This is a genomic window from Paenibacillus mucilaginosus 3016, assembly GCF_000250655.1.
Lineage (GTDB): Bacteria > Bacillota > Bacilli > Paenibacillales > NBRC-103111 > Paenibacillus_G > Paenibacillus_G mucilaginosus.
In genome coordinates this window covers 5,418,706-5,440,172 of sequence record NC_016935.1, presented here as the reverse complement: position 1 = coordinate 5,440,172, position 21,467 = coordinate 5,418,706, and the positions used below count along the sequence as shown (strand labels likewise).

The following is a 21,467-nucleotide window of genomic DNA, read 5'->3' as shown; positions in this document are numbered from 1 at the left end:
GCGAAGTCGAGTCGGCGGTGCTGGATGTGGAAGCCGTGCTGGAAGCGGTCGTGACGGCGAGGGAGGACCAGAGCGGCCAGAAGCAGCTCTGCGCCTACTACGTCGCAGACCGGGAGCTCGCAGCCGGCGAGCTCCGGGAGGTTCTCTCCGCACAGCTGCCGAGCTACATGGTGCCGGCTTACTTCATGCAGCTGGAGCGGATGCCGCTCAGTGCCAACGGCAAAATTGACCGCAAGGAGCTGCCTGTCCCTGAAGCCGGCTTCGGCTCCGGGGCCGTGTATACGGCTCCGCGGACGGCGGTGGAGCGCGAGCTGGCCGCAGTTTGGCAGTCCGTGCTCGGCGTTCGCGCGGTGGGCATTCACGACAGCTTCTTCGATCTCGGAGGCGACTCCATCAAGTCGATCCAGGTCACCTCAAGAATGTTCCGCAGCGGCTACAAGGTGGAGATGAAAGACCTGTTCCGGTATCCGACGATCGCGGCGCTCAGTCCGCACGTCCGGAATGTCACACGGGTGGCCGACCAGCGGGAAGTGACCGGTGACGCCCTGCTGACGCCGGTACAGCGCTGGTTCCTGGACCGCGGGCAGGCGGAGCCGCATCACTTCAACCAATCCGTGATGCTCTACCGTCCGGAAGGGTTCGACGAAGCGGCCCTGTGCCGGGCGATGGAGCAGCTGGTGATCCACCACGACGCCCTGCGTCTTGTGTTCCCGCGGACGGAGTCCGGTTATGCGGCGAGATTCCGGAGCAGGGAGGAAGGCGAGCTCTTCGGCTTCGAAGCCTTCGACCTGCGGGGCCTTGCCGATCCCGGCACGGTGCTCGAATCGGAAGCTACGGCGATTCAGGGCTCCATGTCGCTTGAGGAAGGACCGCTCGTGAAGCTCGGCCTCTTCCGCTGCGAGGACGGCGACCACCTGCTGATCGCGATTCATCACCTGGCTGTGGACGTCGTCTCCTGGCGCATCCTCTTCGAGGATTTCTCGAGCGCCTATGAGCAGGCCCTTCAGGGCAAGGCCGCCGAGCTGCCGTACAAGACGGACTCGTTCCGGGAGTGGGCGCAGCGGCTGAACGAATATGCGGGAAGCGCAGCGCTCCAAGCGGAATTGGGTTATTGGCTGGAAGTGGACCAGGCCGGCGGCGTTCGTCTTCCGAAGGATCCGGGAGTCGAAGCTTCCACCGAAATTGGCACTGACCATCTTCATGAAGCCGCCAGCGCCGCGGACAGCGAAGTCGTCACGGCCGAATGGACCGCCGAAGAGACGCAGCTGCTGCTCCGCCAGGCGAACCGTGCTTACGGCACGGAAGTGAACGACCTGCTGCTTGCGGCTCTCGGCGCTGGCCCTTCAGCGCTGGAGCGGACTCGAGCAGGTGCAGGTGGCGCTCGAAGGCCACGGCCGCGAAGACATCGGGTACGAGCTTGACATCACGCGTACCGTCGGCTGGTTCACCAGCATTTATCCGGTGGTGCTGCATGCGGAGTCCGGCAGGACGCTGGCAGAGCACATCAAGATGACGAAGGAGTCGCTGCGCCGCATTCCGAACAAGGGGATCGGCTACGGTATCCTAAGGTACCTGACGGCAGGGGAAGACCCTGCACTGCAGCTGCGTTCCGAGCCGGAGATTTCGTTCAACTACCTCGGCCAGCTGGATCAGGACGTCCAGGAGAGCGGCATCCGCTTCTCGCCGTACGGCGGCGGAGAATCCTCGAGTCCGCAGGCCGCGCCGCGCTATACTCTGGATATCAACGGCATGGTGACGGACGGCCGCCTGCAGGTGACGATCCGCTACAGCGGCAAGCAGTACCGCAGAGCAGCCATAGAGCGGCTCGCTTCCAAGCTGCAGGGCGCGCTGCAGGCCGTGATTACCCACTGCGCGGCACAGGAGCGGACGGAGCTGACGCCTAGCGACCTGTCCCTCAAGGGGATGACCGCTGAGCAGCTGGACCGCCTGGCGCGTGATACGGCTGCGTCCGGCGAGCTGGAGAACGTGTATGCTTTGTCGCCGATGCAGATGGGCATGCTGTTCCACAGCCTGATGGACTCCCGCTCGGGAGCGTATCTCGAGCAGTCCTCCTTCGATCTGCAGGGCGAATTCCGACTCGACCTGTTCACCGCCTGCATGAACGAGCTCGTCCAGCGTCACGAAGCGCTGCGGACGAACTTCCTGACCGGGTATGGAGAGCAGGCTGTGCAGGCTGTGTTCAGAAATCGTGCCGCGCGGGTAGAGGTTGAGGATTTGCGCGGACTCTGCGCGGAAGAGCGCGAAGCCTATGTGGCTGCGTTCACCGCCAAGGATAAGGCACGGGGCTTCGATCTCGCGGCCGACCCGCTGCTGCGCCTGTCGGTGCTGCAGACAGGAGACGACCTCTACCGTTTCATCTGGACGTTCCATCATATCATCATGGACGGCTGGTGCCTGTCGCTTGTCGCGACGGAAGTATTCGGCACGTATTTCGCCAAGCTGCAGAACCGGCAGCCGGAGCTTCCGCCGGTGACGCCGTACAGCCGGTATATCGAATGGCTGGAGGCCCGGGACAAAGGCGAAGCGGCCGCGTACTGGAGCGAGTGTCTCGCTGGATATGAAGGCATGACGCTGCTGCCGGGTACACCGGCGCAGGGCCGCAAGGAGGGCTATGCCGCAGGACGGTTCGAGCTGGAGCTTGGCTCGTCGCTGACCGGCAGCCTGCACCGGATCGCGCGGAAGCATCAGGTGACGATCAACACCCTGATGCAGACGGTATGGGGCGTGCTGCTCCAGCGCTATAACGGCAGCGATGACGTCGTCTTCGGCAGCGTCGTGTCCGGAAGACCGGCGGAGATTCCGAATGTGGAGAGCATCATCGGCCTCTTCATCAACACGATTCCGGTCCGGATCCGCAGCACGGAAGGACTGACCTTTGCCGAAGCGCTCCGGCACAACCAGGAAGGGGCGATCCGCTCCCACGCTTACGATACGTTCCCGCTCTATGACATCCAGGCGCTGACCGAGCAGAAGCAGGACCTGATCTCGCACATCCTCATTTTCGAGAACTATCCGGTGGAGGAGCAGATCGAGGAGCTGGCCAGCGGCGGAGCGGTACCTTTCACGATGACGGGCGTGGAGTCGGTCGAGCAGACGAATTACGATTTCAACCTGGTCGTGCTGCCGGGCGAATCCATGAAGCTGATCGTGGGATACAACGAGCATGCATTTGAGCCTCAAGGGGTCGAGCGGATCATCGGCCATCTCGTTCACCTGATGGAGCAGGTGGCGGCACAGCCGGACATGCAGGTAGGCGCACTCGAGATCGTAACTCCGGGTGAGAAAGAGCAGCTCTTCGTCTCCTTCAACGACACGGCCGCCGATTCGCCGAAGGACAAGACGATCCACCGGCTGCTCGAGGAGCAGGCGGAACGGACACCGGAGGCGGAAGCTCTGGTCTTCGAAAGCGAACGGCTGACGTACCGGGAGCTGAACGACCGGGCGAACCGGCTGGCGCGCACCCTGCGTGAAGCGGGCGTCGGACGCGACACGCTCGTCGGTCTGATGTCCGAGCGGTCGCTCGAGATGTTCATCGGACTCTTCGGCATCCTGAAGGCCGGCGGGGCGTATGTGCCGATCGATCCGGAGTATCCGGCGGAGCGCATCCGCTACATGCTGGAGGACTCGGGCACAAAGCTGATGCTGACGCAGCGCAGCCTGATCGAGCAGGCGGCAGGAGCGGAGACCGTGCTTCTGCTGGAAGACGCCGATCTGTACCACGAAGACGGATCGAACCTGGAAGCGGTCTGCGGGGCGGACGACCTGGCGTATGTCATCTACACGTCCGGTACGACGGGCAAGCCGAAAGGCGTCATGGTCGAGCATCACGGCCTGACGAACCTCAAGGTGTATTTTGACGAGGTGCTGAAGCTGGGGACGCAGGACCGGATCGTCCAGTTCGCCTCGCTGTCGTTCGACGCGGCGTGCTGGGAAATCTACGGCGCCCTCTTCACCGGTGCGGCGCTGTACGTACCGACGTCTTCCACCATCATGAACTACCGTCTCTTCGAGCAGTACATGCAGGAGAACGGGATCACGATGGCGGCCCTTCCGCCGACCTACGCGGTGTATCTTGAGCCGGACACGATGCCGGCGCTCCGGATTCTCTTCACCGCAGGCTCCGCATCATCGGTGGAGCTCGTCGGTAAGTGGAAGGACCGGGTGGCGTACTACAACGGCTACGGCCCGACCGAGAACTCGATCGCGACCACGATCTGGCCGGTGTCGGAGGACCCGGATGCGGACAAGGGCATCGTGTCCATCGGACGCCCGATGCCGAACCAGCACGTGTACGTCATCGATCCGCACGGCCACCTGGCGCCAGTCGGTGTCGCAGGCGAGCTGTGCGTCGCGGGAGCGGGACTGGCCCGCGGCTATCTGGACCGGCCGGAGCTGACGGACGAGAAGTTCGTCATAAGCCGCTTCAGCGGGGAGCGGATGTACCGCACGGGCGACCTCGCCCGGTGGATGCCGGACGGCAAGCTCGAGTATCTCGGGCGAATCGACCATCAGGTCAAAATCCGCGGTTACCGGATCGAGCTCGGTGAAGTCGAGGCCCAGATTCTGAAGGCGGCCTCCGTGCAGGAGACGATTGTCCTCGCCAGGGAAGACGGGCACGGGCAGCAGGAGCTCTGCGCTTACTTCGTGGCGGAGGAGCTGCTGCGGGTCAGCGAGCTGCGCGCCCTGCTGGCGGCCGAGCTGCCGGGCTACATGGTGCCGACGCACTTCATGCAGCTCGAGCGGATGCCGCTCAGCGGCAGCGGGAAGGTCGACCGCAAGCGGCTGCCCGCTCCGGAAGCAAGCGTGCAGAGTACGGGCGAATACACCGCACCCCGCACGCAGCTGGAGGCGAAGCTCGCGGAGATCTGGGCCGCCGTGCTCCGGCTCCCGCAGGTCGGCGTCACCGACAACTTCTTCGAGATCGGCGGGCACTCGCTGCGTGCGACCACCCTGGTGTCGAGGATTCACCGGACGCTGGAGGTCGAGCTGCCGCTCAAGGAGGTGTTCCAGCATCCGACGGTCGAGGCGATGGCCCGTGTGATCGCAGGCCTCGGACGCAGCACCTACCAGTCCATCCCTGCCGCCGCACCGGCCGAGTACTATCCGGTGACCTCCGCGCAGAAACGGCTGTATATCCTGAGCGAGATGGAAGGCGGGGAGACCGGCTATAACATGCCGAGCGTGATGCGCATCGACGGTCCGCTGGATCCGGAGCGTGTACAGAATGCCTTCCGCGAGTTGATCGCCCGGCATGAAACGCTGCGAACCTCTTTCCCGCTGGTGGACGGCGAGCCGGTGCAGAAGATCGAGCCTTCCGTGGAATTCAGCGTAAGCATGACGGAAGCCCAGGAAGACGAAGCGCAGGAACGCATCGACGGTTTTGTCCGTCCCTTCGACCTGACGAAGGCGCCTCTGATGCGGGCGGAGCTGATCCGTCTCGGGGAAGAGGAACACCTGCTGCAGTTCGATATGCACCATATCATCTCGGACGGCGCGTCGCTTGGCACGCTCATCCGCGAATTCACGGAGCTGTACCAGGGCCGTGAGCTGCCGCCGCTGTCCATCCAGTACAAGGACTACGCCGTATGGCAGCAGGATACCGGCCGCAGCGTCTATGACGGGCAGGAGGCTTATTGGCTCGAACGCCTGTCGGGCGAGCTGCCCGCGCTGGATCTGCCGACCGACTATCCGCGGCCTGCCCTGCGCAGCTTCGAAGGGGCGCGTCTCTCCTTCCCGGTCGGGGAAGAGCTGACGGCCGCCCTGCGCAGGCTCGCCGAGGAGACGGGCACCACGCTCTTCATGGTGATGCTGGCTGCCTACTCCGTCCTGCTCTCGCACCACAGCGGGCAGGAAGAGATTGTGGTGGGGACGCCGATTGCCGGAAGACGGACAGCGGACGTCGAGCCGCTCATCGGAATGTTCGTCAATACGCTGGCCCTCCGCCAGTTCCCGGAAGAAGGGAAGACGTTCCGTGCCTATCTGGAGGAAGTTAAAGAAGAAGCGCTTGGCGCCTTCGAGCATCAGGATTATCCGTTCGACGAGCTGGTGGAGAAGCTCGGCGGCGCACGCGACCACAGCCGGAGCCCGCTGTTCGATACCCTGCTTGTGGTGCAGAACCGGGAGGACGAAGAAGTTCGCGTCGACAACCTGATCTTCAAACCGCTCGCCCGCGACTATGATATCGCGAAGTTCGACCTGTCCCTGTATGTCGTAGAGGAGGCCGAAGCCCTGGAGTGCTCGCTCGAATACGCCGTGAAGCTCTTCAGGGAAAGCACGGTCACGAAGCTTGCGGAAGATTTCATCCAAGTCCTTGAAGCGGTGACGCAGGACCCGCAGGTGCGGCTCGGAGAGATCGGGCTGTCCGGCGGGACAGCGCTGGAAGCCGCAGAGTTCCTTTTCTAATCCGGTCCGAAGGCCGGCAGCATCAACCCATAGTGGGTTACCCATCATACGAGCGGAACCTGCCGCTCCTCACAAGCGTGTGCGCCTGCCGGGCGCGCACGCTGTGAGCTATCTTTTATTAAGAAGCGAAGAACCTGGCTGCAGACCTAAGGCCATCACCATACATAGCTCAGATATCGTTAACCCCAAGGGAATAGGGTGGGATACTCATGAAGAAGGCAAGAGCTTACTGGAACGGAGCATTTCAAAAGGGGCAGCGGATCACCTGCCTGCCATACAGCAAGGCCGATTGGAGAAGCGCGGGAAGCCTCACGCCGGCAGCTATTGGAGCCAGCGAGAGTACGGTGCCGCAGGCGGTCTCCGAACGCATCCGTGCGGTAACCCAGGGAACGCCGGCAGCAGTCTATACGCTGCTTGTTGCGGCCGTATCCTGTCTGCTCCACCGCTATACGCAGGAAGAAACCGTCATCGTCGCGGCCCCGGCCGTCCGGACAGCGGGCAGCCGCCAGCTGAACGACGTAATTCTATACAAGCTTCCGGTTGACGGCACCGCTTCGTTCCGAACGTTCCTCGGGCAGGTGAGCGGGACGGTGCGCGAAGCGGTGGCGAACCAGAATGTTGCTTTTCAGGCGATGGCCGGGGAGCTGGATGTGGAGTACACTCCGGAGGGCGCTCCTGTGCTCCATACGCTCGTCTCGTTCGACCGGATGAACCCGGCGGATGCGTCGGAGTCCATCGTGTCGGATCTTCAGTTCCGCTTCACGGAGACGGAGGAAGCTCTGAAGCTGGACATCGTGTACCACAGCGGGCTCTATGAAGAAGAGGCCGTGGTGCGGATGGCGAAGCATCTGTATGCCCTGATGGCGGAAGCGCTGGGGAATCCGTCGCAGGAGCTCGGCGTCTTGGAAATGATGTCGGAGGAGGAGCGCGGGCAGATCCTCGGTGCATTCAACGACACGGTGGCCGAGTACCCGCAGGAGGCGACGATTATCTCCCTGTTCGAGGAGCAGGCGGCTCGGACGCCGGAACGCACGGCGGTGCTGTTCGAAGACGCGTCGCTGACGTACGGCGAGCTCAACGCCCGCGCGAATGCGCTGGCCCGCACGCTGCAGGCGGCCGGCATCGGACCGGATGCGAGAGCGGCGGTCATGACCGAGCGGTCGCTGGAGATGATTGTGGGCATCTACGCGATCCTGAAGGCCGGCGGAGCCTACGTGCCGGTGGCCCCGGATTATCCGGAGGAGCGCATCCGCTACATCCTCGAGGATTCGGGCTCGAAGGTGCTGCTCACGCAGGAGCGGTTCCTGTCAGGCGTGCCTCAGGAGTATGACGGCGTGGTCGTGAACCTGAACGACCCGAACGTGTACAGCGGCGAAGAGTCCAACCTTGTGCCGGCCGCAGCCGGCCCGCAGGATGCAGCCTACGTCATCTATACCTCGGGTTCGACCGGCAAGCCGAAAGGCGTGCTGATCGAGCACACGTCGGCTGTGAACCGCATCCTGTGGATGCATGAGAAGTACCCGATCGGCGCGGACGACACCATCCTGCAAAAAACGGCGTTCACCTTCGACGTCTCCGTCTGGGAGCTGTTCTGGTGGGGGATGGTCGGCTCCAAGGTGTGCCTGCTGACACCGGGCGGGGAGAAGAACCCGGCGCAAATCCTGGAAGCCATCGAGCGTTACAGCATTACGACAATGCACTTCGTGCCGGCGATGCTGCACACGTTCCTGGACTACGCCGAAGGGCTTGCGCCAGAGGTGCTGGCGGGCAAGCTGGCATCGCTCACGCAGGTGTTCGCCAGCGGGGAAGCCCTGCCGCCGCAGCACGTGGCGCGTTTCCAGGCCAGCGTCTCGAAGGTGCGCGGCGCGCGGCTTATCAACCTGTACGGCCCGACGGAAGCGACGGTCGACGTGTCGTACTTCGACTGCGAACCGGACCAGCCGTACGCGATGGTGCCGATCGGCCGGCCGGTCTGGAACACGCGGCTGTACGTGATGAAGGAAGGCACGACCCAGCTGCAGCCGGTCGGCGTGGCGGGCGAGCTCTGCATCGCCGGCGTCCAGGTGGCCAGAGGCTACCTGAACCGGCCGGAGCTGAACGCCGAGAAGTTCGCCGCCGATCCTCTCGTGCCGGGGGCCCGCATGTACCGCACGGGGGACCTGACGCGCTGGCTGCCGGACGGGAACATCGAGTACCTCGGCCGGATCGACCACCAGGTCAAAATCCGCGGCTACCGGATCGAGCTCGGCGAAGTCGAGTCGGCGGTGCTGGACGTGGAAGGCGTGCTGGAAGCGGTCGTGACGGCGCGGGAGGACGAGACCGGGCAGAAGCTGCTCTGCGCCTACTATGTCGCAGACCGGGAGCTCGCCGCGGGCGTACTGCGGGAAGCTCTCACCGCGCAGCTGCCAAGCTACATGGTGCCGACATACTTCGTGCAGCTGGAGCGGATGCCGCTGAGCGCGAACGGCAAGATCGACCGGAAGCTGCTGCCTGCGCCGGAAGCCAGCGTGCAGTCCGCCTCGGCCTATGTCGCCCCGCGCACGGAGCTCGAAGCGAAGCTGGCCGCGATCTGGGCCGAGGTGCTCGGGCTGCCGCAGGTCGGCGTCACCGACCACTTCCTCGACATCGGCGGGCACTCGCTGAGGGCGGCGGCCGTCGTGGCGCGGGTCCACAAAGAGCTCGGCCGGCCCCTGGCGCTGCGGGACATGTTCCGCTCGCCGACGGTGGAGGCGCTCGCCGCAGTGATCGAGTCCATGGAGGAAGCCGCCTACACGGCGATCCCCGCTGCGGAGCCCAGGGACTATTATCCGCTGTCCTCGGCCCAGAAAAGGCTGTACCTGCTCAGCCACCTGCAGGGCGGGGAGACCGGCTACAACATGCCGGGCGTCATCCTGGCCGAGGGCGCACTGGACCGCGCAAGACTGCAGCAGGCGTTCGAGGGGCTGATCTCCCGACACGAATCCCTGCGCACCCGCTTCGAGATGGTGCAGGGCGAGCCCGTTCAGCGCATTGTGCCGCACTCCCAGGTCCCTTTCCGGATCGAGGAATGGGAAGCCTCGGAGGAAGAGGCCGCAGGGCTGATCGAAGCGTTCGTCCGTCCGTTCGATCTGGCTGAGGCTCCGCTGCTGCGGGTGGGCCTGATCACGCTGACGCCTGAGCGCCATCTGCTCCTGTTCGACATGCACCACATCATCTCCGACGGAGTGTCGCTGAGTGTGCTCGTCGAGGAGTTCGCGCGCTTTTATCAAGGGCTGGCACCTGCTCCGCTGCGCATCCAATACAAGGACTACGCCGTGTGGGAGCAGGACCGCCTGCAGAGCGAACTCCTGCGCAAACAGGAAGCCTTCTGGCTCGATCAGTTCCGCGGCGAGCTTCCGACGCTGGATCTGCCTGCGGACTACGTCCGTCCGGCCGTCCAGAGCTTCGAGGGAGGCCGGATCGAATTCCGGATCGGGAGTGAGGCCGTATCCGGGCTGAAGCAGCTCGCCGCAAGATCGGGGTCGACCCTGTTCATGGTGCTCCTGGCCGCTTATACGGCGCTGCTGCACAAATACACCGGCCAGGAGGACGTCGTGGTCGGCGTGCCGGTGGCAGGCCGGGGCCAGACCGAGCTCGAGCCGATCATCGGGATGTTCGTGAACACGCTGGCGATCCGCCAGGCACCGGCCTCGGAGAAGACGTTCCTCGGGTATCTCGGCGAGGTGAAGGAAGGGGCGCTCGCCGCCTTCGAGCACGGCGAGTATCCGTTCGAGGCCCTCGTGGAGAAGCTGCAGCTGAAGCGAGACCTCAGCCGTTCGCCGCTGTTCGATACGATGTTCGAGCTCAAGCATGCCGCCGGGCCGGAGCCGCAGCTGGAAGGGCTCCGCTTCACGCCTTACCCGGGCGAGCACAAGACGTCGAAGTTCGATCTCTCGCTGGAGGCCATGGAAGCCGAAGACGGCGGGGAGCTGCGCTGCTCCTTCGAATATGCGGCGTCCCTGTTCCGTCCTGAGACGGTGGAACGCATGGCCTGCCACCTGGTGCAGCTCGTCGAGTCGGCCGTCCGCGATCCGGAGTCGAAGCTCTCCGAGCTGGGGATGGTGACGGAGTACGAGCGCAGCCAGCTGCTGGACGAATTCAATCCGGCGGTTCCGCAGGCCGATCTGGCGGAGCCGTTCCATCTCCACTTCGAGCGGCAGGCACAGCTGACACCGGACCACCCGGCCGTCGGTGACCGGGACCGCACACTGACGTACCGCGAGCTGGATCAGAGAGCGGGGGCGCTGGCCGCCAGGCTCCGGAAGCTCGGCGTCGGCCGTGAGAAGCTCGTCGGCATCCTGGCGGAGCGCAGCGTGGATCTGCTGGTCGCGGTGCTGGCCATCTGGAAGGCCGGCGGGGCTTACGTGCCGCTCGATCCGGACTATCCGGCGGAGCGCATCGCCTACATGCTCGAGGACAGCGGAGCGGAGGTGCTGCTGACGCAGTCCGGCCTGTCCGGTCCTTTTGCGGAAGCCGAAGCGGCAGGGGAAGGCCTGCGGCATGTGCTGCACCTGGATGACGAGTCGGTGTACGAGAGCGGCGGCGAAGCACTGCGCGTGGGGAACATCAACGAGCCTCAGGACCTGGCTTACGTCATCTATACGTCCGGCACGACGGGCCGCCCGAAGGGCGTCATGATCGAGCACCGCAGCCTGGTCAATACGGCCCTGGCTTACCGCCGGGAATACCGGCTGACCGAGTTCCCGGTACGGCTGCTGCAGCTCGCGAGCTTTTCGTTCGACGTGTTCACCGGCGATATTGCAAGGACCCTGCTGAACGGCGGTACGATGTTCATCTGCCCGAAGGAGGACCGCATCGATCCCGAGCGGCTGTACGGCTGGATCCGCGACCGGCGGATTACCATGTTCGAGTCGACGCCCGCGCTCATCATCCCGTTCATGGAGCATGCGGCGGCCGGCGGTCACGACGTCTCTTCGCTGCAGCTGCTCATCACCTCTTCAGACGCATGCGGGGTGCGGGATTACCGCAACCTGCAGATGAGGTTCGGCGGGCAGGTCCGCATCATCAATGCGTACGGCGTTACCGAAGCGGCGATCGACTCCAGCTTCTATGACGAGCCGCTCGAGAAGCTGCCGGCGTCGGGGAATGTGCCGATCGGCCGGGCGTACCTGAACGCCCGCTTTTACATCGTCGACAGCGGCCTGAAGCCGGTGCCGGTCGGTGTGGCGGGAGAGCTGTGCATCGGCGGACCGGGTGTGGCCCGCGGCTACCTGAACCGTCCGGACCTCACCGCCGAGAAGTTCGTGGAGAACCCGTTCTGCCCGGGCGAGCGGATGTACCGCAGCGGCGACCTGGCGCGCTGGATGGCGGACGGGCATGTCGATTTCATCGGGCGGATCGACCACCAGGTGAAGATCCGCGGCTACCGCATCGAGCTCGGCGAGATCGAAACGGCAATGCTCCGGTACCCGGGCGTTCGCCAGGCGGTCGTGATCGACCGGACGGACGAGCGCGGGCAGAAGTATCTCTGCGGCTACGCGGCAGGAGACGAGGGACTGGATCTCGGCGCTCTGCAGCGGGAACTGCAGCAGACGCTGCCGTCCCACATGGTGCCGTCGCGCTTCCTGCGGCTGGATCGCCTGCCCCTCACCCCGAACGGCAAAATCGACCGCAAGGCGCTCCCTGTGCCCGAAGCGGGCTCCGCAGTCCCGCAGAACGCCTACGCCGCTCCCCGCAATGCCGTGGAGGAGACGCTCGTCTCCATCTGGCAGGGGCTGCTGGGCGGCGGGCCGGTCGGCATCCATGACAGCTTCTTCGAGCTCGGCGGTGATTCGATCAAGGCGCTGCAGGTGTCTTCGCGGCTGTACCAGGCCGGCTACCGGCTGGAGATGAAGGATCTGTTCCAGCATCCGACGGCGGCGGCACTCAGCCCGCTGATCCGGCCGCTGGCGCGGATGGCCGATCAAGGGGAAGTGAGCGGAGAGGTGCCGCTGACGCCGATCCAGCGCTGGTTCTTCGAGCAGCGGTATGCGGATGCGCACCACCACAACCAGGCCGTCATGCTGTACCGGCCGGAAGGCTTCGACGAAGAAGCGCTCCGCCGGGCGGCCGCCGCGATCGCGGTGCATCACGATACGCTGCGGACTATCTACCGTGAAGCCGGGGATGGAACTGCAGCCTGGAACCGCAGCACCGCCGAAGGCGAGCTGTTCAGCCTTGAGGTCGTATCGTTCGAGGCGTCGGAGGACCTGGCTGCCCGCGTCGAAGCGGAAGCGGAGCGCGTGCAGGCGTCCATCGATCTGGAGAATGGGCCGCTCTTCAAGCTGGGATTGTTCCGCTGCCCCGACGGGGATCATCTGCTCATCGCGGTTCATCATCTGGTCGTCGACGGCGTGTCGTGGCGTATCCTCTTCGAGGATCTGACCGAGGCTTACGGGCAGGCGGCAGGCGGCGAGGCCGTCCGGCTGCCGGCCAAGACGGATGCGTTCCGCACTTGGGCCGAAGGGCTGATGCAGTACGCGGATTCCCCGGCCGCCGCCCGCGAGCATGCCTACTGGCAGGAGCTGGAGCAGCTTGAGCGCGCACCCCTTCCGAAGGATGCGGTACAGCCGGATCCGCAGCACGGGGACAATGAGAAGGTGACCGTGCAGTGGACGCCGGAGGAGACGGAGCTACTCCTGAAAGGGGCGCACCATGCCTATGGGACGGAGATCAACGATCTGCTGCTGACGGCGCTCGGGATGGCGGTCCACCGCTGGAGCGGACTGGAGCGGATCTGGGTCACCCTCGAAGGCCACGGGCGGGAAGCGATCCTGCCGGACCTCGATATCTCGCGGACCGTAGGCTGGTTCACGAGCCAATATCCGGTCGCGCTGGAGATGCCCGCGGACGCGGAGACCGGGCAGCGCATCAAGGAAGTCAAGGAGACGCTGCGGGGCGTCCCGGGCAAGGGCATCGGCTACGGGATCTGGCGGTACTTGTCGGAGGCCGGTCGTTCCTCTGACGCCTTCCAGCCGGAGCCCGAGATCGCGTTCAACTACCTCGGCCAGTTCGACGAAGAGCTGGAGAGCGGGGCGTTCTCCGTCTCCCCCTATGGGGCAGGACGGGAAATCTCGCCGCGCGCGGCCCGTACGTATCCGCTCGAGATCAACGGGCTGACCTCCGGCGGCAGCTTGTACTTGACGCTCAGCTACAGCAGGGGGCAGTACCGTCAGGAGACGATCGAGGGGCTGGCCGGGGAGCTGCAGCGCTGCCTCTCCGAGATTCTAGCCCACTGCGCGGCCCGGCAGACGGCGGAGCTGACGCCGAGCGACCTGACGCTGCGCGGGATGACCATCCCCGAGCTGGAGGAGCTTGTCCGCAGCACGGCGGAGATCGGCGAAGTCGAGGATGCGTACCTACTTACGCCGATGCAGCAGGGGATGCTGTTCCACGCCCTGATGGATGCGAACTCGGGCGCCTACTTCGAGCAGTCGACCTTCGATCTCCTCGGACACTTCGATCTCGACAAATTCGAGCTCAGCGTGGAGTCGCTGGTGCGGCGCCATGAGATTTTCCGCTCGAATGTGTATACCGGATGGAGAGAGCGTCCGCTGCAGGTGATTTTCCGTTCCAAAACGGGGTTGTTCCGCCGGGTGGATCTGCGGGGAATGAGCGGCGCCGAACAGCAGGAAGCGATTGGGCGGATTACCCGGGAGGACCAGGAGCGAGGTTTCGACCTGACGCGCGATCCGCTGATGCGGGTTACCGTCCTGAGGACAGGCGACGAGTCGTACCGGTTCATCTGGAGCACCCATCATATCCTGATGGACGGCTGGTGCCTCTCGCTGGTGACGGAGGAAGTGTTCGAATATTACGGAGCGCTCCTTGAAGGCCGGGAACCGAAGCTCGCGCCGGTCACGCCGTACAGCCGGTATGCCGAGTGGCTCGAGGAGCAGGACAAGGAGCAGGCGTCGGGCTACTGGGCAGGCTATTTGGCCGGCTACGAGACCCAGACCCTGCTGCCGACCGGAAGACCCCAGGGGCGCGTGCAGGATCAAACGAAAGATGAAGCGTTCCGCAGCCGCTACTGCGACTTCAGCCGGGAGCTGACCGCCGGCATGGACCGGTTCGCCAAGCGCCACGGCGTCACGCTGAACACGCTGCTGCAGACGGTGTGGGGGCTGCTGCTCCAGCGGTACAACGGCACGGGCGATGTCGTCTTCGGCAGCGTCGTGTCCGGCCGGCCGGCCGAGATTCCGGGCATCGAGAGCATGGTCGGGCTCTTCATCAACACGATTCCCGTACGCATCCGCTGCTCCGGGGAGGAGACGTTCTCGGAGATGCTGCGGCGCAGCCAGGAAGCGGCGGCAGCCGGTTATGCGTACGAGACGCATCCGCTGTTTGAGATTCAGGCGCTCACCGAGCAGAAGCAGGAGCTCATCGGTCATATCGTGGTGTTCGAGAACTTCCCGGTGGAAGAGCAGGTGGAGCAGCTCGGCAGCGGGGATGCGTCCGACTTCCGGATTGTGAACGCCGGCATGGTCGAGCAGACGAACTATGATTTTAACCTCATCGTGACACCGGGCGAGCAGCTGCGCATCCGCTTCGAATATAACGAATCCGTGTTCGATCCGTCTGCGGTGGAGCGGATCAGCGGCCACCTCCAGCATCTCATGGGTCAGGTGGTTGCGGACGCGGAGCGGAAGGTGAATGAGCTTGAGGTCGTTACCCCGGCCGAAAAAGAAACGATATTCGGCGCCTTCAACGACACGGCGGTCCCTTCGCCGAAGGAGAAGACGATTCACCGGCTGCTCGAGGAGCAGGCGGAACTGACGCCGGAGGCCGAGGCGGTCGTCTACGAGGGCGAGCGGCTGACGTACCGGGAGCTGAACGGGCTGGCGAACCGATTGGCACGCAGGCTGCGCGAAGCCGGCGTAGGCAGAGAAACGCTGGTCGGCCTGATGGCCGAACGGTCGCTCGAGATGTTCGTCGGACTGTTCGGCATCCTGAAGGCGGGCGGCGCGTATGTGCCGATCGATCCGGAATATCCCGAGGAGCGGATCCGCTACATGCTCGAGGATTCGGGCACGAAGGTGCTGCTGACGCAGAGCCGCCTGGAGGAGCAGGCGGCGGATGCCGGGACCGTCCTGCTGCTGGATGAGGAAGGGACGTATCACGAAGACGAATCGAACCTGGAGCCGCTCGGGGGGGCCGACGACCTCGCTTACGTGATCTATACTTCGGGTACGACCGGGAAGCCGAAGGGCGTCATGGTCGAGCATCACGGCCTGACGAACCTCAAGGTGTATTTTGATCAGGTGCTGAAGCTGGGAGCGCAGGATAAGATCGTCCAGTTCGCTTCGCTGTCATTTGATGCAGCCTGCTGGGAGATCTACGGCGCGCTGTTCACGGGGGCGGCCTTGTATGTGCCCGCGTCGTCCACGATCCTCAACTACCGCCTCTTCGAGCAGTACATGCAGGAGAACGGGATCACGATGGCAGCTCTGCCGCCAACCTATGCGGTGTACCTTGAGCCGGACACGATGCCGGCGCTCCGCATTCTCTTCACGGCCGGCTCCGCTTCGTCCGTCGAGCTCGTCGGCAAGTGGAAGGACCGCCTCGCCTACTACAACGGCTACGGTCCGACCGAGAACTCGATCGCAACCACGATCTGGCCGGTGTCGGAAGACCCGGATGCGGACAAGGGCATCGTGTCCATCGGGCGCCCGATGCCGAACCAGCACGTGTACGTCATCGATCCGCTCGGCCACCTGGCTCCTGTCGGCGTCGCGGGCGAGCTGTGCGTCGCGGGAGCGGGCCTGGCCCGCGGGTATCTGGACCGTCCGGAGCTGACGGACGAGAAGTTCGTCGTGAGCCGCTTCAGCGGCGAGCGGATGTACCGCACGGGCGACCTCGCCCGGTGGATGGAGGACGGCCGGTTGGAGTATCTCGGGCGGATCGACCATCAGGTCAAGATCCGCGGCTACCGGATCGAGCTCGGCGAGATCGAGGCCCAGCTTCTGAAGAGCTCCTCCGTGCAGGAGACGATTGTCCTCGCCAGGGAAGACGGGCACGGGCAGCAGGAGCTCTGCGCTTACTTCGTGGCGGAGGAGCTGCTGCGGGTCAGCGAGCTGCGCGCCCTGCTGGCGGCCGAGCTGCCGGGCTACATGGTGCCGACGCACTTCATGCAGCTCGAGGCGATGCCGCTGACACCGAACGGGAAGATCGACCGCAAGGCGCTTCCGGCGCCGGAGGCGGGCGGGCTTCACAGCGCCGACTATCACGCGCCCCGCACCTGGATGGAGGCGCGGCTGGCCGAGATGTACCAGCAGGTGCTCGGCGTCTCCAGCGTGGGCGTGAACGAGAGCTTTTTCGAACTCGGAGGTCATTCCCTGAAGGCAACGGCCCTCGTGTCCCTGCTCCACAAGGAGCTCGGCATGAACGTGCCGCTGAAGGAGGTCTTCCGGGCGCCGACCGTCGAGGCGCTGGCCGAGGTGCTCTCGGGCAGGGAGCAGTCCGCTTACGTGTCGATACCGGCTGCCGAAGCGGCGGAGGTGTACCCGCTGTCCTCCGCACAGCAGCGGATGTACGTGCTCCATGAGCTGGAGGGCGACCATCTCACCTACAACATGCCGGCGATGATGTCGGTCGAGGGGAGGCTGGACAAAGACCGGCTGCAGGAAGTCTTCCGGAAGCTGATCGCCCGTCATGAAGCGCTGCGGACAAGCTTCGAGCTTGCGGAAGGCGAGCCGGTGCAGCGAATTCATGCCGAGGTGCCGTTCGAGGTGGAGTACCGGCAGGCGGACGACATTACGGCAGGCGAGCTTGCGGCCCGGTTCGTCCGGCCGTTCGATCTCACCCGGGCACCGCTGCTGCGGGTCGGACTCGTCGAGATGGCGCCGGAGCGGTTCCTGCTCCTGTTCGATACGCATCACATCGTCTCCGACGGCGCTTCGATGAGCCTGCTCACCGAGGAGTTCGTGAGGCTGTACGAAGGGGAGGCGCTCTCTCCACTGCGGATCCAGTACAAGGATTACGCCGCCTGGCAGCAGGCGGAGCTTCAGAGCGAGCGGATGCGCGGGCACGAAGCGTTCTGGCTGGACCGGTTCTCGGGCGAGCTGCCGGTGCTCGCGATGCCGACCGATCACCCGAGACCGGCCGGACGCGCCCCTGAGGGGGAGACGGTGGCCTTCGAACTGGGCGCCGCACGGAGCGAGGCGCTGCGGAAGCTGGCTGCCGCGAACGGATCGACGCTGTTCATGACGCTGCTCGCCGCCTATACCGTGCTCCTGCACAAGTACACGGGCCAGGAGGACATCGTGGTCGGCACCCCGGTGGCCGGACGGCCGCATGCGGATCTGGAGCCGGTGCTCGGGATGTTCGTGAACACGCTGGCGCTGCGCCATACGCCCGCCCCCGGCAAGACGTTCCGGTCTTACCTCAAGGAAGTGAGAGACGGGGTGCTGCAGGCGTTCGAACACCAGGATTATCCGTTCGAGGATCTGGTCGACCGGCTGAACCTGGAACGCGATCTCAGCCGCAGCCCCCTGTTCGATACCCTGTTTGTGATGCAGAACGCGGATGACCGCGGCTACGAGCTTCCGGGTCTGCTCCTGAAGCCGTACCCGAGGGAACAGGCGGCGGCGCAGTTCGACCTGACCTTCGAGGCCGCCGAAACACCGGAGGGTCTCGCGTGCAGCTTCCAGTTCGCCTCCGCGCTGTACAAGCGGGCGAGCATCGAACGTCTGGCGGAGCACTTCCTGCAGCTGCTGGACGGCCTCACACAGGACCCGCAGGTGACCCTCGGCGAAGCGGATCTCGTGACTGTCGCAGAACGTGCGCAGATTCTCGGCGCGTTCAACGATACGGCGGCCGAGTACCCGCGGGAAGCGACCATCATCTCCCTGTTCGAAGAGCAGGCTGCACGGACGCCGGAGCGTACGGCAGTGCTGTTCGAGGACACCGTGATGACGTACGGCGAGCTCAATGCCCGCGCGAATGCGCTGGCCCGCACGCTGCGATCCGCGGGCGTCGGTCCGGACACGAGAGCCGCCGTCATGGCTGAACGGTCAATCGAGATGATCGTCGGCATCTACGCGGTCCTGAAGGCCGGCGGCGCTTATGTGCCGGTGGCGCCGGATTATCCGGCGGAGCGCATCAGTTACATTCTCGAGGATTCGGATGCGGCTGTTCTGCTGACACAGGAGAGGTTCCTGACGGCCGTGCCTGAGCCGTACAGAGGCGTGACGGTCAATCTGAACGATCCGGCCGTGTACGGCCAGGACGAATACAACCTGGTACCGGCTGCCGGACCGCATCACATCGCTTATGTGATCTACACCTCCGGCTCGACCGGCAGACCGAAGGGTGTCATGATCGAGCACCATTCGGCCGTCAACCGGATATTGTGGATGGATCACAAGTATGGGATCGGACCAGAGGACACCATCCTGCACAAAACGGCATTCACCTTCGACGTCTCCGTCTGGGAGCTGTTCTGGTGGGGCATGGTCGGCTCCAAGGTATGCCTGTTGACGCCGGGCGGCGAGAAGAACCCGTCGCAGATTCTGGAGGCGATCGAGCGTTACGGCATCACGACGATGCACTTCGTGCCGGCGATGCTCCATACGTTCCTGGAGTATGCGGAGGGTCTTGCGCCGGAGGAGCTGGCCGGCACGCTGGCTTCACTCCGACAGGTGTTCGCGAGCGGAGAAGCGCTGCCGCCCCAGAGCGTGGCCCGCTTCCAGGCGGCCGTTGCGAAGCTCCACGGCGCGCGGCTCATCAACCTGTACGGTCCGACGGAAGCGACGGTCGACGTCTCGTACTTCGACTGCGAGCCGGACGGGACTTATGGGATGGTGCCGATCGGCCGTCCGGTCTGGAACACGCAGCTCTACATCCTGAAGGAAGGCACGACCCGGCTGCAGCCGGTCGGCGTGGCGGGCGAGCTCTGCATCGCCGGCGTTCAGGTGGCGAGGGGCTACCTGAACCGGCCGGAGCTGAACGCCGAGAAGTTCGTCGCCGATCCGTTCACAGAGGGCGGCCGGATGTACCGCACGGGCGACCTCGCCCGCTGGCTGCCGGACGGCAATATCGAGTACCTCGGCCGGATCGACCACCAGGTCAAAATCCGGGGCTACCGTATCGAGCTCGGCGAGGTCGAGTCGGCGGTGCTGGACGCGGAAGGCGTGCTGGAAGCGGTCGTGACGGCGAGGGAGGATGAGACCGGCCAGAAGCTGCTCTGCGCTTACTATGTAGCGGACCGCGAGCTGACTGCCGCCTCGCTGAGAGAGGCTTTGTCGGCCCGGCTGCCGGGCTACATGGTGCCGACCTACTTCGTGCAGCTCGAGCGGATGCCGCTCAGCGGCAGCGGGAAGGTCGACCGCAAGCGGCTGCCCGCTCCGGAAGCAAGCGTGCAGAGTACGGGCGAATACACCGCACCCCGCACGCAGCTGGAGGCGAAGCTCGCGGAGATCTGGGCCGCCGTGCTCCGGCTCCCGCAGGTCGGCGTCACCGACAACTTCTTCGAGATCGGCGGCCACTCGCTGCGGGCGACGACCCTCACGGCGAAGATCCGCCAGGAGCTGGGACGGACCGTGCCGCTGCGCGAGATTTTCCAATCGCCGACCGTGGAATCGCTCGCCCGGGTGCTCTCCGGTATGGACGAGGCAGGGTATGCCGCCATTCCGGCTGCGCCTGAGAGCGAGTACTATCCGGTCACGTCCGCACAGAAGCGGATGTTTATCCTGGCGCATCTGGAAGGCGGTGAGCTCAGCTACAACATGCCGGGCGTCTTCACGGTGGAAGGTCCGCTGGACCGCGGACGGCTGGAGGGAGCGTTCCGCCGCCTGATCGCCCGCCATGAGTCCCTCCGCACCGGGTTTGAGATGCGGAGCGGCGAAGTGGTGCAGAAGGTGTACGGGGAGGTGCCGTTCGAGCTCGAATGCATGCAGGCGGACGAAGCGGCCGCCGACACCCTGGTGCGGGCCTTCGTGAGGCCGTTCCGGCTGGATGAGCCGCCGCTGCTGAGGGCCGGACTGATCGAGCTGGCTCCGGGGCGCCACATCCTGATGTACGATACCCACCACATCATCTCGGACGGGGTTTCCTCCGAAGTGATGATGGACGAACTGGCGCAGTTCTACGATGGCCGTACGCCGGCACCGCTGACGATTCAGTACAAGGACTACGCGGTGTGGCAGCAGGCGTTTGTCAAGAGCGAGCGGTACCGCCAGGAAGAGCGGTATTGGCTCGACACCTTCGCCGGCGATCTGCCGGTGCTGGACCTGCCGATCGCGTATCCGCGACCTGCCGTGCGCAGCTTCGAGGGAGCCCTCTATGAATTCGAGGTGGAGCAGGAGGTGACCGGACGTCTGCGGGAGCTGGCCAAGGCCAGCGGGGCGACGATGTACATGGTGCTCCTTGCCGCCTACAGCGTGCTGCTCTCCAAGTACAGCGGGCAGGAGGACATCATCGTGGGCACACCGACCGCGGGAAGGCAGCTCGCGGAGCTCGAACCGCTCATCGGGATGTTCGTCGGCACCGTGGCGCTCCGGCAGTATCCGCGCCGGGGGCTGACGTTCCTGGACTACCTCTCCGAGGTCAAGGAGAACGCGCTGCAGGCCTTCGAATACCAGGGGTATCCGTTCGACGAGCTGGTGGACCGGCTGGAGCTCGAACGCGACCCGTCCCGCCACCCGCTCTTCGATACGCTGCTGGTGTATGCGGAGGAAACGGAGACGGAAGTGAAGACCGAAGCCCAGACGGAAGCGCGCGGGGACGAAGCTGGGGCCGGGCAGGATCTGACCTTCATCCCTTACGGGCAGGAGCATCAGGTGGCCAAGTTCGACCTCAGTCTTTCCCTCACGATGAAGGGAGACCAGCTTTACGGTTCGGCGGAATACGCGGTGAAGCTCTTTGGCCGCAGCGCGGTCGAGAAGCTGGTGCAGGACCTGCTGAACCTGCTGGACGAAGCGGGCCGGGAGCCGCAGCGCAGGCTGGAGGAGCTAGGAGGCCGGCCGGCCATGGCGATGACTGTCGATGATCTGCGCATTGAAGCCATCGATTTTTCATTCTGACATGAG

At 64.8% G+C, this 21,467-nt stretch carries 3 protein-coding genes; all 3 read left to right on the top strand.

The genetic code is table 11. The features are described 5' to 3' along the window. Positions 1-17 precede the first annotated feature (17 nt). The 3 genes from PM3016_RS36820 (at position 18) to PM3016_RS22255 (ending at position 21,461) form a co-directional block, all read left to right on the top strand. The gene (locus PM3016_RS36820) at positions 18-1,421 is read left to right on the top strand and encodes a condensation domain-containing protein (protein ID WP_051044993.1); all 1,404 of its coding nucleotides are present in this window, start codon (positions 18-20) and stop codon (positions 1,419-1,421) included. Next, a complete protein-coding gene (locus PM3016_RS36815) occupies positions 1,321-6,423 on the top strand; it encodes a non-ribosomal peptide synthetase (RefSeq protein WP_051044991.1) in 5,103 nt (1,700 codons plus the stop codon). The genes PM3016_RS36820 and PM3016_RS36815 overlap by 101 nt, the downstream gene beginning before the upstream one ends. 209 nt (positions 6,424-6,632) lie before the next feature. Next, positions 6,633-21,461 carry a non-ribosomal peptide synthetase gene (locus PM3016_RS22255; RefSeq protein ID WP_014371025.1) on the top strand — a complete coding sequence of 4,943 codons (14,829 nt, stop codon included), beginning with the start codon at positions 6,633-6,635 and terminating at the stop codon, positions 21,459-21,461. The last annotated feature ends 6 nt before the right edge of the window (positions 21,462-21,467 follow it).

What these genes read in the sequence shown, in the direction of transcription:
- PM3016_RS22255 (WP_014371025.1), top strand. Translation starts at nt 6,633, where the DNA reads ATGAAGAAGGCAAGAGCTTACTGGAACGGAGCATTTCAAAAGGGGCAG.